General features: G+C 69.7%; 13 protein-coding genes. 7 read left to right on the forward strand and 6 right to left on the reverse strand.

The features are described 5' to 3' along the window. Window positions 1-18: 18 nt before the first annotated feature. The 4 genes from FB559_RS04255 to FB559_RS04270 all read right to left on the reverse strand — a co-directional run bounded on the left by FB559_RS04255 (window position 19) and on the right by FB559_RS04270 (window position 3,620). A complete protein-coding gene (locus FB559_RS04255) occupies window positions 19-528 on the reverse strand; it encodes a hypothetical protein (protein WP_141953479.1) in 510 nt (169 codons plus the stop codon). Window positions 529-578: 50 nt separating this feature from the next. Continuing rightward, entirely contained in the window at window positions 579-2,813 is a 2,235-nt protein-coding gene (locus tag FB559_RS04260; protein WP_141953481.1) for a hypothetical protein, read from the reverse strand. 132 nt (window positions 2,814-2,945) lie between these two features. Further along, a complete protein-coding gene (locus tag FB559_RS04265; protein ID WP_141953483.1) occupies window positions 2,946-3,281 on the reverse strand; it encodes a DUF6507 family protein in 336 nt (111 codons plus the stop codon). Between the two features lie 12 nt (window positions 3,282-3,293). Further along, window positions 3,294-3,620: a hypothetical protein gene (locus FB559_RS04270; protein WP_141953485.1), complete on the reverse strand. Its 327-nt coding sequence runs from the start codon at window positions 3,618-3,620 to the stop codon at window positions 3,294-3,296. A 277-nt stretch (window positions 3,621-3,897) separates the two neighbouring features. Between FB559_RS04270 and FB559_RS04275 the strand changes: the two genes are divergently transcribed. From FB559_RS04275 to FB559_RS04290, 4 genes are all read left to right on the forward strand, one after another. Next, complete coding sequence (locus FB559_RS04275; protein WP_141953487.1) at window positions 3,898-4,239, forward strand: hypothetical protein; 342 nt, start codon at window positions 3,898-3,900, stop codon at window positions 4,237-4,239. Window positions 4,240-4,264: 25 nt separating this feature from the next. Further along, window positions 4,265-4,570: a pore-forming ESAT-6 family protein gene (locus tag FB559_RS04280; protein ID WP_141953489.1), complete on the forward strand. Its 306-nt coding sequence runs from the start codon at window positions 4,265-4,267 to the stop codon at window positions 4,568-4,570. A 102-nt stretch (window positions 4,571-4,672) separates the two neighbouring features. Further along, on the forward strand, window positions 4,673-5,680 hold the full coding sequence (locus tag FB559_RS04285; protein WP_141953492.1) for a TNT domain-containing protein: 1,008 nt from the start codon (window positions 4,673-4,675) through the stop codon (window positions 5,678-5,680). 39 nt (window positions 5,681-5,719) lie between these two features. Continuing rightward, window positions 5,720-7,045: an EsaB/YukD family protein gene (locus tag FB559_RS04290; protein ID WP_185792035.1), complete on the forward strand. Its 1,326-nt coding sequence runs from the start codon at window positions 5,720-5,722 to the stop codon at window positions 7,043-7,045. Window positions 7,046-7,050: 5 nt separating this feature from the next. Here FB559_RS04290 and FB559_RS04295 read toward each other — a convergent pair whose 3' ends face one another. Further along, the gene (locus FB559_RS04295) at window positions 7,051-7,977 is read right to left on the reverse strand and encodes a hypothetical protein (protein WP_141953496.1); all 927 of its coding nucleotides are present in this window, start codon (window positions 7,975-7,977) and stop codon (window positions 7,051-7,053) included. Between the two features lie 117 nt (window positions 7,978-8,094). Here FB559_RS04295 and eccCa point away from each other — a divergent pair, with 117 nt between their 5' ends. Genes eccCa through FB559_RS04310 form a run of 3 tightly spaced genes read left to right on the forward strand, consistent with a single transcriptional unit; the run spans window position 8,095 to window position 13,513 of the window. Further along, on the forward strand, window positions 8,095-12,111 hold the full coding sequence (gene eccCa, locus FB559_RS04300) for a type VII secretion protein EccCa (protein ID WP_141953499.1): 4,017 nt from the start codon (window positions 8,095-8,097) through the stop codon (window positions 12,109-12,111). Next, window positions 12,108-12,473 carry a hypothetical protein gene (locus tag FB559_RS04305; RefSeq protein ID WP_141953501.1) on the forward strand — a complete coding sequence of 122 codons (366 nt, stop codon included), beginning with the start codon at window positions 12,108-12,110 and terminating at the stop codon, window positions 12,471-12,473. The genes eccCa and FB559_RS04305 overlap by 4 nt, the downstream gene beginning before the upstream one ends. Further along, window positions 12,470-13,513: a DUF6177 family protein gene (locus FB559_RS04310; protein ID WP_141953503.1), complete on the forward strand. Its 1,044-nt coding sequence runs from the start codon at window positions 12,470-12,472 to the stop codon at window positions 13,511-13,513. Before FB559_RS04305 ends, FB559_RS04310 begins: the two co-directional genes overlap by 4 nt. A 13-nt stretch (window positions 13,514-13,526) precedes the next feature. On the opposite strand, the gene FB559_RS04315 is transcribed toward FB559_RS04310, so the two are convergent. Continuing rightward, window positions 13,527-14,054: a YbaK/EbsC family protein gene (locus FB559_RS04315; protein WP_141953505.1), complete on the reverse strand. Its 528-nt coding sequence runs from the start codon at window positions 14,052-14,054 to the stop codon at window positions 13,527-13,529. Window position 14,055: the final 1 nt, after the last annotated feature.

The raw sequence follows: 14,055 nt of genomic DNA on the forward strand, positions 1-14,055 counted from the left end.
CGACCGTGGACCGCTTCCTCAGTAGTCATCGAGCTCTCCGCCGTACAGCCGGTGCCGGCGTTCTTCCTCGCTCATGTCCGTCTGCTTGGGCGCCCGCCACCACCAGTGCGACTCGGGCACCCAGGACGGCACGTCGAGTATCGGCGGAGCCTCCTCCGCGGCCGCCGTCAGCTCCTCGTCGATCTCCGCCAGGTCGGACTCGGTCATGTCGTCGAACACGTCCAGGTCCGCGAAGTCCTCCCGCAGAAACTCCAGGGCCGAACGGCCTAGAGACGCCAGCTCATATCCGTCGAAGCGCCCCCGCTCGGCGTATTCGAGGACATGCTCGCGGTACTGGGAGAACCTGCCGGGATTGCGCCCGGCCTTGAGCAACTCGGCGACCCGACGCCGAAAGTGGTCGAGCTCCTCCGGGGCAGGCACATCGCCGTGCGCGGCCCTCTGCCGCAACGCGATCAGACCCCCCAGCGCCTCTCCGACCAGGGCACTGCCGTTCGCAGACCCCGAACCGGCGGTTTCGAGCGCTGACACGATCGCCCGCATGATCGCTTCTGCGGACAGAGGTGTCTCGGACTCCACCATCACTTCGCTTTCGCAACGCCGAAGGTCTTCATGATGACCTTTCCGTCGGGCCGGACGAGGACGATGGCCTCCATCGTCTTGCGCAGACCTCCCGCTTCGATGACCTCACGGCGGAAGATGAGCTCTTCTCTACCATCAGGGAACGTCTCACGCTTCCACACCTGGCCATCACGGATGGTCCGCTCCGCACTTTGGAAGTAGTCCTCCAACGGATGCCCGGTCTTCTCGACCGCGGGGAGCTCGTCGTAGTGCTTGTAGCCATGGTAGGCCGCGGACGTGTCCGAGCCCATGTCGATGTCACCCGCCCTGGACCGCAAGACGTTCTCCAGGTCGGGCGCGGGGAGATGCGGGTCGACGAACGCCGGATCGGGGCGAAGGCCATGAACGGTGCGCAGGTCGGCCGCCAGCTCGGCCTTCATATCCAGGTCGAGCACCTTCTGGGCCGCGTCCAGCGCGACCTGTTTCTTGGTGAGGCCGGTCTGCTCTGCGAGCGAGTCCCTCAGCGCGTCAAAGCGCGCCTTGAAGTACTCGTACCTGTGGGCGAACGTCTCCGGATCGGAGACACGACCTCCGTCGGAGGCGAAATCGATCGCCTTGGGGTGCAGCAGTCCCTTGACCTTGCCGCTGAACTCCTGGCTGAGCGCCGACGCCAGCCGCTGCCACTGACGGCTGTCCCGGGGCAGATCTCCTCGGAGCCGGTCGATCTGGTCGTCCGTGAGGCCGCCGTTCCGCAGACTGTCCTCGGCCTTGTTCGCCCGGTCGAGCTTCTTGGCCTCGTCGGGGTCAGGTGTGGCGGGATCGTGGTCCTGTCCCTGGTGCGGCTTCGAACCATCGCCCGGGTCCTGATGGCCGTGCGGATCGGTGTGGCCGTCGGTCGGATCGGTGTGACCATCGCCTGGGTCAGTGTGACCGCCGGTCCCGTCGTGGTCACCGCCACCGTGGTCACCACCACCGTGGTCGCCGCCACCGTGGTCGCCCGCACCGTGGTCACCGCCGCCGGTGCCGGGGTCGTCGTGGCCGCCCACGTGCACGGGGTCGCGGTCGGGCAGGTTGGGATCGGGTGTGTCCGTGTCCACATCGGTGTCCGGCGGCTTGAAGCCTTCGGCATCATCGACCGACTTACCAAGACCTCGCAGTTCGTCGAACTTGAACTTGAAGTTGTTCAGTGAGGTCTTCAGGTCGCCGATGCTCGGAAGCTTGAAGGCGCTCTTGAAGCCCGCCATGAACTCACGGCCCAGAAGGCCGGCCTTGGCGGCCGTACTGGCGCCTTCCATGGCCTCGAGCCCGCGGGCGGCCTTGCCGGCCTTCACCAGGCCCTTGACGACTCCGGCACCGACGAAGCACGAGCCGATGTTGAGAATGCTCTGGGTGATGACGTAGCCGGCGCCGTTGCCGCCGTCCCATTCGCGGTAGGGGACGAAGCCGTTCACGAGGTTCAGCCAGTTGTCGCCCAGGTTGCCCCAGCCCTGCCAGCCCCACCCGTCAGGGCCGTAGAAGCCGACCAGGCCGACGATGCCTCCCGCCAGGCCCTCCCAGTTGTCCAGCAGGCCGCCCCAGCCCTGCCAGCCCCAGCCGTCCGCGCCGTACATGCCGACCAGCGAGGACAGGTCCTGCGCGAGGCCGACGCCGAAGTCCTTGACGCCGTTCCAGACGTCCTCGTACCAGGGAGCGTCGTACGTCTGCGGCTTGGCCCACGGCGTCTCCACTCCGTCGACCGACTTGGTCAGGCCGTAGACCTGCTCGCCGGTGTGGAGCAGCAATGTGTCCGAGGTCGGGTCGCTCCCGACGAAATGCGTTCCGCCGAACAGTCCCGTGATCTTGTTGGCGCAGTCCCGCTCCGCCGCCTGGTAGGCGACCAGCTTGGCGAAGATGTCGTCGTTCAGGTTGTTGTGCTCGTTGACCTTGTCCTCGTCCTCGCGCCAGTCGTCGTCCCCGTCGATCTTCTTCCGGAACGCCTCGGCCCTCAGTTTCAGATTCTTGAGGTCGTTCAGCAGCGAACCCGCCGTCTGCGCGAATGTGGTCAGTGCGTCGCCCACGGTCTGCGTCGGCACCTTCATGCCGTCCCCGGCCGTGGCCACCGGTTTCGTCTTGGCGAACAGTAACTCCGCCTCCGGCGAATGGTAGAACTGCTTCAGCCCCTGCCAGTCCGAGTCGATGTCGTGGCCCGTCTGGGCGATCTTCACGCCGTCGGCCTTGATGTCCTTGCCGGCCGTTTCGAGGTTTTCCTGGTTCAACCCGGGAATCGGAATCGCATTCGGATCGATTACGTCACTCAACGTCATACCCCCAGAAGCCGGCTCGTTCGGCTCTGACTATCGAAGCCACGGAACACGATCCCCGTCCACGGCTCCACCGGATGGGCGCCCTTACTGCGCCTCCACCGCCTTCTTCTGCGCCTCGGCCGCCATTTCAAGATCCCCTTGGATGTAGGCCTTCGTCGCGTCGACCGCGCCCTTGATGCAGCTGCCGGTCTTGGTCGCCATCCCTTTCAGGGTGGGTGTGTAGTGCTCGACGAACTCCTTCAGCGCGGTGCCGATCGGAGCGCTCGCCGCGCTGTTTCCGGCGTTCTCGAGATGGTCGCCGAAGTCCTTGAGATGGTGTTCGAGCGTCTCGCCGCCGCCGTGGCCGTCGGTGACGTGACCGGCGACCTTGGTCACGACACTCTTGACCCCGGGTGGATCGATGTCCCAACCCTTAGCCATGAGCGCTCCTCGTCAGTCGGTGGGGCCCGCGGCGGGCCGTTCGATGTGGGCGCCGAACCGGCCGGCGCGAAAGCTCACCGGTGGACGTGCGGCGGCCACTGGCGCGTACCGGCCGAGGCGCATTCCCGTGGCCTGCGCCGCCAGGCCCGTCACCTCCGCCACACAGTCGGCGATCTGCTGCGCCTCCCCACGTACACCGGAGACCAGCCGAGTCGTCCCGGCCTTCAGTCCCTGAATCGGGTCGGCCGATATCTGAATTTCGGTTGGCAAATTGCCGTTATCGACAAGGTCGTCGGCCGAAGGAGATCCCCCGGCCTGCTCCACGATCTCGAACTTCATGACCTGGCCTAACGTCGGTCAGTGCTGCGTGTTGACCATTGGATGCGTCAGAAATCGCATCGGTTCCCGTGAAGTCTCAGTAGGAGAGACTATTCTAAGACTCACATGACGGACTAACAGTTACATCGGGGAATTCTCACAGAGGCGCCACGACGGGAACCAGACCGGCGCGTCGCACATCTGTACTTGCGGAGGCACCAGTGCCGCGATGAGCGCACGGTGGTTCCGGCCGCGGACAGAGCACGGGAAGCAATGGACCGAGTGGGCAGGTGAGAGCATGTCAGGGCGGTGGGATCACGGCCAGCAGACGCTGGTCACCCTGGCGCGGGGTACCCAGGGTTCGACCCAGGAGTTGGGAACTCTCGTCAAACAGCTGATCGAGGCGGCGCAGCCCCTCGCGGGCAAATTCAACGGCGCAGGCAAGATCGCCTTCGATAATTTCAAGGCCCACGCCGACCAGATTACGGCGGACCTTAATGCCGGCCTGGGGTCGGTCAATACCGGCCAGGTGGGCATGGAGAAGGCGTTCTCCATGGGCGACCAGACCATGGCGGACGACGCGCAGTCGAGAATGAGCTCGGCCAATTTCGACGCCGCCAAGTTCAAGACCGGCGCCTGAGCGAGAAAAGGGAGACGCGAACGCCATGAGCGGCGACGGACGGCGCAGCTACGACACCGGCGCCTCGCAGGAGGCGCAGACCAACATCCACGTCATCATCGGGCGGCTGGAGACGCTGATCGGCCAGCACGACACCGACGTCTCGACCGCGATGTCCGACTTCGAGGCCACGGGGGTCTCGGACCAGTACAGCGCCAAGGAACTCAAGTGGCACAACGCCGCCAACGAGGTCCGCGAGATCATCCGGCTGGTCAAGAGCACTCTCGAGTCCAACGACGGCACCGCGCAGAACACGCTCACCAGGGCGAGCTCGGCGGTCGAGGCGATCTGAGGTTTCCACGGCCCGTACGGATCACTGACAGCCGAGGAGTAGGAGGGGCCGGCCGGCCCCTCGCGGTCCGGCCGACGGGCCGCTCACAGCCGGGGGACGCGAGTGGCCCGAGACTACGACACGCAACTCCTGGAGTCGGTGGCCGTACGGCGCCGCCGGCTCCGCGACGCCGTGCTGTTCGGACGGCACCGCACGCGCCGGACGCTCGACGAGAACATCAACAAGATCTTGATCGGCCTGTGCCTGGCCGCGGTCGTGTGCGCGGGCTGCGTGGGCTGGTCGCTCGTCAAGACCCAGCTACTGAAACAGAAGCAACAGGCCCCGCAGTCGCTGCCGACCGGCCCCGCCACCGCTCCGGCGACTTCGGCGCCGAGTGCTCCCGAGGTGCAGATCCCCGCCGGCTGGGTCGGCACCCAGGTGACGCTCCCCATGCTGCGTGAAGCCCTCGGCGGCGCGGGCGTCCCGGCCACGCTCTATGTGCTCCCGGGGCAGAGCCGGCCCGCCCCCTCACGGACCGCCAGCTACTACCTGCTGGCCAAGACGCAGGACGGCTTCACCGCCGGGACCGTGGAGGGCCGTCAGGGTCGGATCGGAGCCGAGTTCAGCACCGAGGACGAGGCATGCCGGTGGATGTACGGCGAACTCGTCATCCGGGAGACTCGTCCGACGCGTCTCAGTACCCCGGAGGAGCAGCAGGCCGCCCAGCTCACGGCCGCGCTCGTCCAGGACGTCAAGAGCAAGATCGCGCAGAGCACCGGCGCTCCCCTCGCCTATCCCCTGGTACCGGGCCGTCTGGTCGACGCGTTCGGCCAGGAGAGCGGGTCCACGCTGTTCCCGGACGCCACCCCCTTCGGCCAGCGCGGGCTCCCCAGGTCCGTGCGGGTCACCGCGAATCCGAAGGTGCCCAGGAACTACTACCGGTACCGGGTGGTCAGGCCGTTCCAGGTGAACGCCTCGATCGTGCCGAAGGGACCCGATGGTCCGGGCGGCGGGGTCCGCCTCGCCGTCAGCGCCGAGCTGTTCTCCGAGCCGCCCGGGCTGCCGACCGTCCGCTGGCTGCTGCGCAACGGCTACCTCGCCCGGGTCGCCCCGGAGACCGTCCCGAAGTAAGGCACCAAGGGCATGACCGCGAGTCGAAGGGAGACGCCTGTGGCGTCGTGGAGCCGGGTCACGATCGTCGGTGACCAGCGGAGGGTGGACGCCGTCCTGCCCGCGCAGGAGCCGATCGGGGCGCTCATGCCCGACGTGCTGCAACTGATCGGCGACGAGGTGGAGCGCCCGCCACGGCTCCGGCATCTGGTCACCACGGCCGGCGAGGTCCTCGACGGCAACGCCACCCTCGCCGACCGGCGCATTCCCGACGGGTCGATCCTGCGGCTGGTCAGGGCCGACGAGCCGCTGCCGGCGCCGGTGGTGCACGAGGTCCCCGAAGTGGTGGCCGACTCCCTGGACGGTTACGCCTGGCGCTGGGGGCCGCGCGCCCGGCGATGGACCGCCACCGTCAGCGCGGCCACCCTGATGCTCGCCATCGGCGTACTCCTGCGGCAACGGTTCCCCGAGGCGAACGGTCTCGCCGTCGTGGCGGCCACCGCCCTCCTGCTGCTCCTCACCGGCATGGCGGTCGGCGTGAGGTGGCGCGAGCCGCTCGGGACGGCACTGACGCTCGGCGGCGGCGTCCTCGCCGGACTCGCGGTCTGGTTCGCGGCGGACGTCTATACCTGGGAGACCTGGGCCCGCTGGGGCGGTCTGTCCGTCCTGGCGGCCCTGATCACCATCGGGCTCGGGCTGACCTCGCCGCTGCGCGGCGGCGGAACGATCGGCGGCGGGGTGGCGCTGCTCCTCGCCGCCGCCGGGACGATCACCGCCGGGCTGGGGCTGAGCGGTGCCCGCGTGGCCGCCGTGCTCGCGGTCGCCTCCGTGCTCGTACTGAGCCTGCTGCTGCGGATCGCGCTGATGCTGTCCGGGCTCACCTCACTGGACGACCGGCGCAGCGCGGGCGGCACCGTGACCCGTACGGACGTGGCGAGCTCCCTGGTGAGCGCGCATCGGAGCATGGTGCTGGCGACCGTGGCGGTGGCGGGCTCGGTGGTCGTGGCCGGGTACGGCCCGGTCGTCGCCTTCGACGGCTGGACCGCGGCGCTGTCGGTGCTGCTGGCCACCGTCGTCGCCAGCAGGGCGCGTACGTTCCCGCTGGCCATCGAGAAGATCGCGCTGTTCGGTGCCGCCCTCTGGACCCTCGTCTGCGTGGCCTGGGCGTGGGCCGGGCACGACTCATGGGCCGTGGCGCCGGCGATCGGCGTTCTGCTGCTGGCGTCGGTACCGCCGATCGTGGTGCTGTCCACCGAGCCGCCCGAACACGTCAGGGCCCGGCTGCGCCGGATCGTGAACCGCGTCGAGGCCGTCGCCGTCGTGGTGATGCTGCCCGTGGCGATCGGCGCCTTCGGCACCTTCGAGCGCCTGCTGGACACGTTCTGATCCGGCTACCGCCGCCGCGTCACGGCGCGGACGGCCGCCGAGACCCCGCGCCACACGCGCACCGGCGCGGCGGCTCTCCCCGCCGCTGGAATGCGCGAGACCAGTCCGCGCAGCTCGGGGGGAGGTTCGCCGCGTTCCCGTACGAGCAGGAGGCTGCCGTCGACCCACCAGAAGACCTCACGGGAGCACGGGTCGGCGCTGCCGTCGTACATCTCCGCGACGACATCGGCGAACACCGGAAGGACGTCGAACACAGTGGTGGAGGCGACGGGGTACAGCAACACCCTGTTGTGGTCGGGCACGCCGACCAGGGCGCCGTACGGACACCGCCGGGGCAGATGGCTCTCCAGCTCGATGAGCGCGCAGGAGACGTAGCGGCTGCCGGGCTTGGTGACGAGTCGTACGGACTCGGTCATCGTTAGGGGGCGCTCGGTGACGGTGAGGCCGACGAGCTCGCGCGTGGTGGTGTTGTCGATGGCAAGGGTGCCGAGCCGGCTGAGTTCGAACAGCGCGGCGCGTTCTTGGCTGAGCGGGCCTCCGTACCGCGGGTGGTCGATCACCACCATGGCGTCGAAGAAGGGCCCGAAGTCGGTCACGACGAACTGCTCGCGCGTCCGCGCGGAGGTCTTGGGGACGATGCGGAGCCGTAACAGCTTGCGTACGTCGCCGAGCAGCTCGATCTCGCCGACCGCCAGGGTCGCCTTGTCGCTGACGGCGCACAGCCACTCCTCGACCATTCGCGGCCACGCGTGGCGCGGAGCCTCCGCACAGCGAGCGACGATGGTGGTCGTGACGGCCCACGGCTCGGCCCGGCCGACCGGCAGGATGACCTCGGCCGTCTCGATGTTGAACCGCGCGTCGGGCACCAGGATGGGCAGGAGGTCCTGGATCAGGGCGCACACATCCGCCGCGACGTCCACCGGCTCACTCATCGGCGCGCTCCTTCACCCGTCACCACCCCACGGACGCGATGTCGAAACGACGGACCCAGGAAGCGATCCCGGGCGTCTTAGGGTGTATATGGCGATTCTCGATGCTGAGGAGGGCTGGTGACCACTCGCATCGTCCATCGGCCGGCGCGCACCGTCTACCCGCCGGCCGGGCCGGGCACCCGCCAGGTGGAGGCACCGCCCACGCTCCCCGACGGGCAGGGCGGTGGCGGCAGCCCGCTCATGAGCATCCTGCCGATGGTCGGCATGATGGGCTCGCTGACCATGATGACCGTGCTGCGCAACCCGGCCTTCATGGGACTCGGCGCGGTGATCCTCGTGGTCGCGGTGCTGGCCGGAGCCGGCATGCTGCTGTCGCGCCGCGGTCAGCTCGGACGGCAGCGCCGCGCGCAGCGCGAGCGCTACCTCGACTACCTGGAGGAGCTCCGCGAGGAGCTCGGCAGGTCGGAACGCGAGATCCGGACCCGTGCACGGCTGCTCGACCCGCCCCCGGAGGCGTTGTACGACGTCGTACGTGACCCGACCCGGCTGTGGGAACGCCGTCGCCGGCACCCCGACTTCCTCCAGGTGCGCATCGGCACCGGCTACATGCCCGGTGACCCGCTGACGCTCGGCGAGCACGGCAGCGCCCTCTCGCCCACCGACCCCTTCATGGCCTCCGAGGCGCAGGCGGCCATCCGCCGGTACGAGATCATGCCGGACATGCCGTTGACGGTGCCGTTGGACATCGCCGGCAACGTGAGCGTGATCGGCGCGCGCGAGGACGTGATGCGGCTGACGCGGTCGCTGCTGCTGCAGCTGTCGGTCTTCCACTCCCCCACGGACGTCGCGGTCGCGGTGATGCACGATGGTGCGCGATCACCCGACTGGGACTGGCTCAAGTGGCTGCCGCATGTGCTCGATCCCCATCGGCGCGACGGCGGCGTGAACGTCCGGCAGATCGCGCCGACGCCCTTACGACTCGGCGTGCTCCTCGCCGACGAGCTGCGTCAGCGCGGTGACTTCGCCACCGAGATCCGGCGTGGTCTGGGCCAGCGCGAAGCGCTCCGGCTGGTACGCCGGCTGCTGGTCGTGCACGACACTCACGGCGACGTGGCCGACGAGCTGGTCCGCCCCGACGAGACCCTCGCTCCGGAGGAACTGGCCACGACGGTCCTGCATCTGGTCGCCCGGCAGGTGGACGAGCCGAGCGAGGTCAGCGTCCGGATGACGGTGTCGGGAGACCAGGTGGTGCTGGAGGATCTGCGCGGCGAGGCGCCCACCACGCTGACCGGCACGGTGGATGACGTGGGCGCCGCCATGATGAGCGGACTGGCCCGGATGCTCGCCCCGATCCGGCTGTCGCGCGAGTCGCTCAGGGAAGAGGCCGACGCGGGCAACATCGACTTCACCTCGCTGATGAACGTCGAGGACCCGGGCGACCTGGACATCCGGCGGCTGTGGGCACCGCGTACCGAGCGCAACTTCCTGCGGGTCCCGATCGGGATGGACGACGCGGGCGAGCCGGTCATCCTCGACCTGAAGGAGTCCGCCCAGCTGGGCATGGGGCCCCACGGCCTGTGTGTCGGAGCGACCGGCTCCGGCAAGAGCGAGCTGCTCCGCACGCTGGTGCTCTCTCTCGCCTCCTCGCACCCGCCGGACCGGGTCAGCATGCTGCTGGTCGACTACAAGGGCGGTGCGACCTTCGCTCCGTTCGAAAGCCTGCCGCACGTCGCCGGCGTCATCACCAACCTGGAGGACGACGCCGGCCTGATCGAACGCGTCTACTCCAGCCTCGCGGGCGAGGTGCAACGTCGCCAGCAGGTGCTCAAGGACGCCGGCAACATCGCCAACATCGGCGACTACACGTACCGGCGCCGGCACGACCCGGACCTGCCGCCGTTGCCGCACCTCCTTGTGATCATCGATGAGTTCGGCGAGTTGCTCACCGCCCGGCCGGACTTCATCGAGCTGTTCCTGTCCATCGGGCGGATCGGACGCAGCATCGGCGTGCACCTGCTGCTGTCCAGCCAGCGGATCGAAGGCGGCAAGCTGCGCGGCCTCGACAGCTATCTGTCCTACCGGCTGGGCCTGCGCACCTTTTCGGAGGAGGAGAGCCGGACCATCTTGGAGACCCCGGACGCGTTCCACCTCCCCACGTTGCCGGGCTTCGGCTACCTCAAGGTCGACACCACCATCTACCAGCGGTTCAAGGCCGGATATGTCTCCGGGCCCTACCGCGGTCCGGTGGCGATCGTGGAGGAGACCGACGTCGCGGTACCCGTGCGGCCCTACCCCGCGTACAACATCATGGGTTCGCAGCAGCAGGCGGAGGCCACCGGCGACGAGGAGTCCGGGCTCCCCGAACGCACCGTCGGTCCCACGCTCCTGGACGTGATGGTGGACCAGCTGCGCCGGCACGGCGACCGGGTGCGCAACATCTGGCTGCCGCCGCTGCCCGTCGCGACCGCCCTCGACACGCTGACCGGTCCCGTACGGGTCACCGGCAACGGGATGTGGCTGCCGTTGCGGGTCCCCTGGCTGAACGTCCCGGTCGGGGTGCTGGACGACCCCAAGCGGCAGTGGCAGGGCCTGTGGAACCTCGACCTGACCGCGGCCGGCGGCCACGTCGCGCTGATCGGGGGTCCCCAGACCGGCAAGACGACGCTCCTGCGCACGCTCGTGCTCTCACTGGCGCTCACGCACACGCCCGGTCAGGTGTCCGTCTACGCGGTCGACCTGATCGGCGGCGGCCTGCAGGTGCTCGCCGGGCTGCCGGGTGTCGGAGGCGTCGCGGGGCGCGCCGACCACGAGCGCGTACGCCGGACGGTCGAAGAGGTCTCCGGGATGCTGGACCTCCGGCAGGAGGTCTTCCGGGTCCGCGGCATCGACTCGACCCAGCGGCTGCGCGCCATGCACGCCGCGGGCGAGCTGCCCGAGTTGCCCTCCGCCGACGTGGTGCTGATCGTCGACGGTTTCGGCGCGATCAGGAACGACTTCGAAGAAATCGACGACATGATCAGCGATCTCCTGCAGCGCGGTGGCGGTTACGGCATCCACGTCGTGGCGGGCATGCTGCGCTGGAACGACGTGCGGATGGCGATGCAGTCCAACTTCGGCCAGCGGGTCGAGCTGCACCTGAACGACCCGTCCGACTCCTCCATCGACCGCAAGCTCGCCGAGACCATCAGCGCCAGGGAGCCGGGCCGCGCGCTCACCGACGGCAGGCTGTTCGCGCACGTGGCCCTGCCCAGGATCGACCGGCAGCCGGACGCGAACGACCTGGGCAAGGTCGTCGAGACGACCGCGCGCACCATCCGCGGCGCGTGGCACGGCACGGTCGCCGCCCCCGTACGTGTACTGCCCTACGAGCTCGCCACCCGCGCGCTGCCGTCCGTGGCCGCCGAACCCCGCCGGGTTCCGATCGGCATCGACGAGCGGGCCTTCGAACCCGTGCTGCTGGACCTGTTCGACCAGGACCAGAACCTCCTGGTGCTCGGCGACGGTGAGTGCGGCAAGACCAACCTTCTGCGGCTCATCGCGCGCGGGCTGATCGAGCGCTACTCGCCGGAGGAGGTCGTGTTCGCCGTCATGGATCCGCGGCGAAAGCTGCGTGACCTCGTGCCGGACGCCTACCTGGGCGGCTACGCGAGCAACTCCCGCGTGTGCGCGGGGCTGGCCGCCGGGGTCTCCAAGGAGCTCGAGGGCCGCATGCCCGACGAAGGGGACCAGGCCGACCTCGCCGAGGGGAGTCACTTCGACGGGCCGCACGTCGTCGTGCTCGTGGACGACTACCACCTGCTCACGGCGGCCGGGCAGCACCCGCTGACTCCCTTCCTGCCGTTCGTGCCGGCCGGGCGGGACATCGGGCTGCATTTCGTGCTGACCCATCCGGTGGCGGGCGCGAGCCGCGGACTGTACGACCCGCTGCTCCAGGCGGTGCGCGAGATCAGCGCGAGCGCCCTGCTGATGTCCGGCGAACGCTCCGAGGGACAACTCTTCCCGCGGGTCTACGCCGCCCAGCAGCCACCGGGCCGTGGCAAGTGGATCCGCCGCGGCGAGCAGGCCCATCTGATCCAGACCGCGCTGCTCCAGGCTCCGGCCGGCCCGGCGCGCGAACCGAGGGGGAACGAGTGACCCACGACGTGGTCGCCCTGGTGCGGAACGCACCCGACGTGCGGACGATGGTCGACAGCATGGCCGAGACCGACGAGCACCTCCGCGTGCGGGGCACCGGGGAGGGCGCCATCATCCAGCTCTGCAACGAGGAGGGCCAGGCGCTGGTGAGCATCGAGGCGCCCCAGTTCGTCCGGGTCGACGGCGAGGTGGAGCGGTTGCTCGGCGCGGAGGTCGCGGCGAAGGTCCCGACCCCGGTCTGGTGGGTGGAGGCACGCGCCGCCCTCGCGGACGAACGCTCCGCGGCACTCGCCCGCCGGTTCGCCGACGAGCTGGTCCGCCGGCTCGGCGGCACGGTGTGGACCGGATGGGAGGCGGTGTGAGCGCCCAGGAAGCCGAGATCCCTTCGCCGGAGGAGGATCCCGGAGTCTTCATCCACCCCGCCGTCGACGCCGTCACGGACCAGGTCGCCGTGGTCGTACAGGAACGGCCGGTGGTGCCGCTGACGGCCTGGCTGGTGGACGCGGCGTCGGCGTGCGCCCAGGCCCAGCAGGGCCTGCAGATCCTCACCCCGGCGAACGCGCGGATCACGCTGCCGCTGCGCACCACCCTGTCCGGTCCGGGCTCCCGCTGGGTGGTGCGCGAACCGGGCGACGCCGGCTTCTACGACGGCCTCTCCGGTGTACCGCTGGCCTGGGACGGCTCGGCGTTCGCGATCCTGCCCGAACAGGCCAAGGCCGGCCCGTCGCCGACCTTCGCACAATCGGTGCCCGACCTGGGCAGCCACCTGCTGCTCGACGTGAGGATCCGGCACGAGGCAACGCTCGACCTGGTCCTCGGTGGTGCCGTCGAGGCGCTGGCCCGGATCCTCGGCGGCGGTGAGCCGGCCGGCTGGGGCATCGCCGAGCCCGCCGTCAACCCGTGGGACCGCGCCGAGCTGACCGAGCTGTGCCATCGCCGGTCCCCCAAGTCGACCTGGCTGATGTTCACCGGCTCGGCCGGACGGCGCTTCATCGGCAGCGTGCTGGTGTCCCGTGTGACCTCGGGCGTCAAGGAGGAGATCACGTTCCTGGTCGGCTACGGACCGGACGAGGAGCCACCTCTCGACCTGCTCGAAGGGATCGTGGCCGAGTTCGCGGACGTCCTGCTGTCGATGACCGTCCAGCGGACCCGTGGGCGCACGGATCTGACCTATCCGGCACGGTGGTGCGGGGCGCCGGTGCCGGTCGGCCTCGCGATCGGCGCCGAGGGCGTGCGGGAGATCGGCCTGGACCACGCGCTGTCCGCTCCCGCCGAAGGCCGCCCCATCGGGCCGGAACGCGCGCCGGCCGTGTGGTACCCGCTCGGTGACGGGCAGGACCCACAGGCGTGGTCGAGCTTCAGCGACCTGCTGAAGCACCTGCGGCCCGAGGGAATGGCCTGAGGGCTCGGCGGCGTCAGCGGGCGAGGCCCGGCAGGACCTCGGCCGTCCCGATCCCGGCCAGCGCCGCTCCGGGCACGATGAGCTTGGAGCGGCGCACGCCGCTGCCCACGACGACGTAGGCCTGCTCGGTGACGGCCCTGTCCACGAGCACGGGCCAGGTGGACGGGAGCCCGAACGGGGTGATCCCGCCGTACTCCATGCCGGTCTCGGCCACCGCCTGGTCCTGCGGGGCGAACGACGCCTTGCGCGCGTCCAGGTGCTTGCGGACCACGCCGTTCACGTCGGCCCTTGTCGTGGCCAGGACCACGCACGCGGCGAGCCGTGTCTCCCCGCCACGCTTGCCCGCGACGATCACGCAGTTGGCGGAGACCTCCAGCGGCACGGCGTACCGCTCGCAGAACGCCGCGGTGTCGGCCAGCCCGGGATCGATCTCGGCGACCTGGAACGCGCCGTCGCCCTTCCAGGCGCGGATCGCCGACGCGACGGTCTCGGCGAGCAGGTCGGTACGGTCCAGGGCAGGTTCGATTGTCAGTCCCCACATG

Origin of the sequence: Actinoallomurus bryophytorum (assembly GCF_006716425.1) — a bacterium.
Classification (GTDB): Bacteria; Actinomycetota; Actinomycetes; order Streptosporangiales; family Streptosporangiaceae; genus Actinoallomurus; species Actinoallomurus bryophytorum.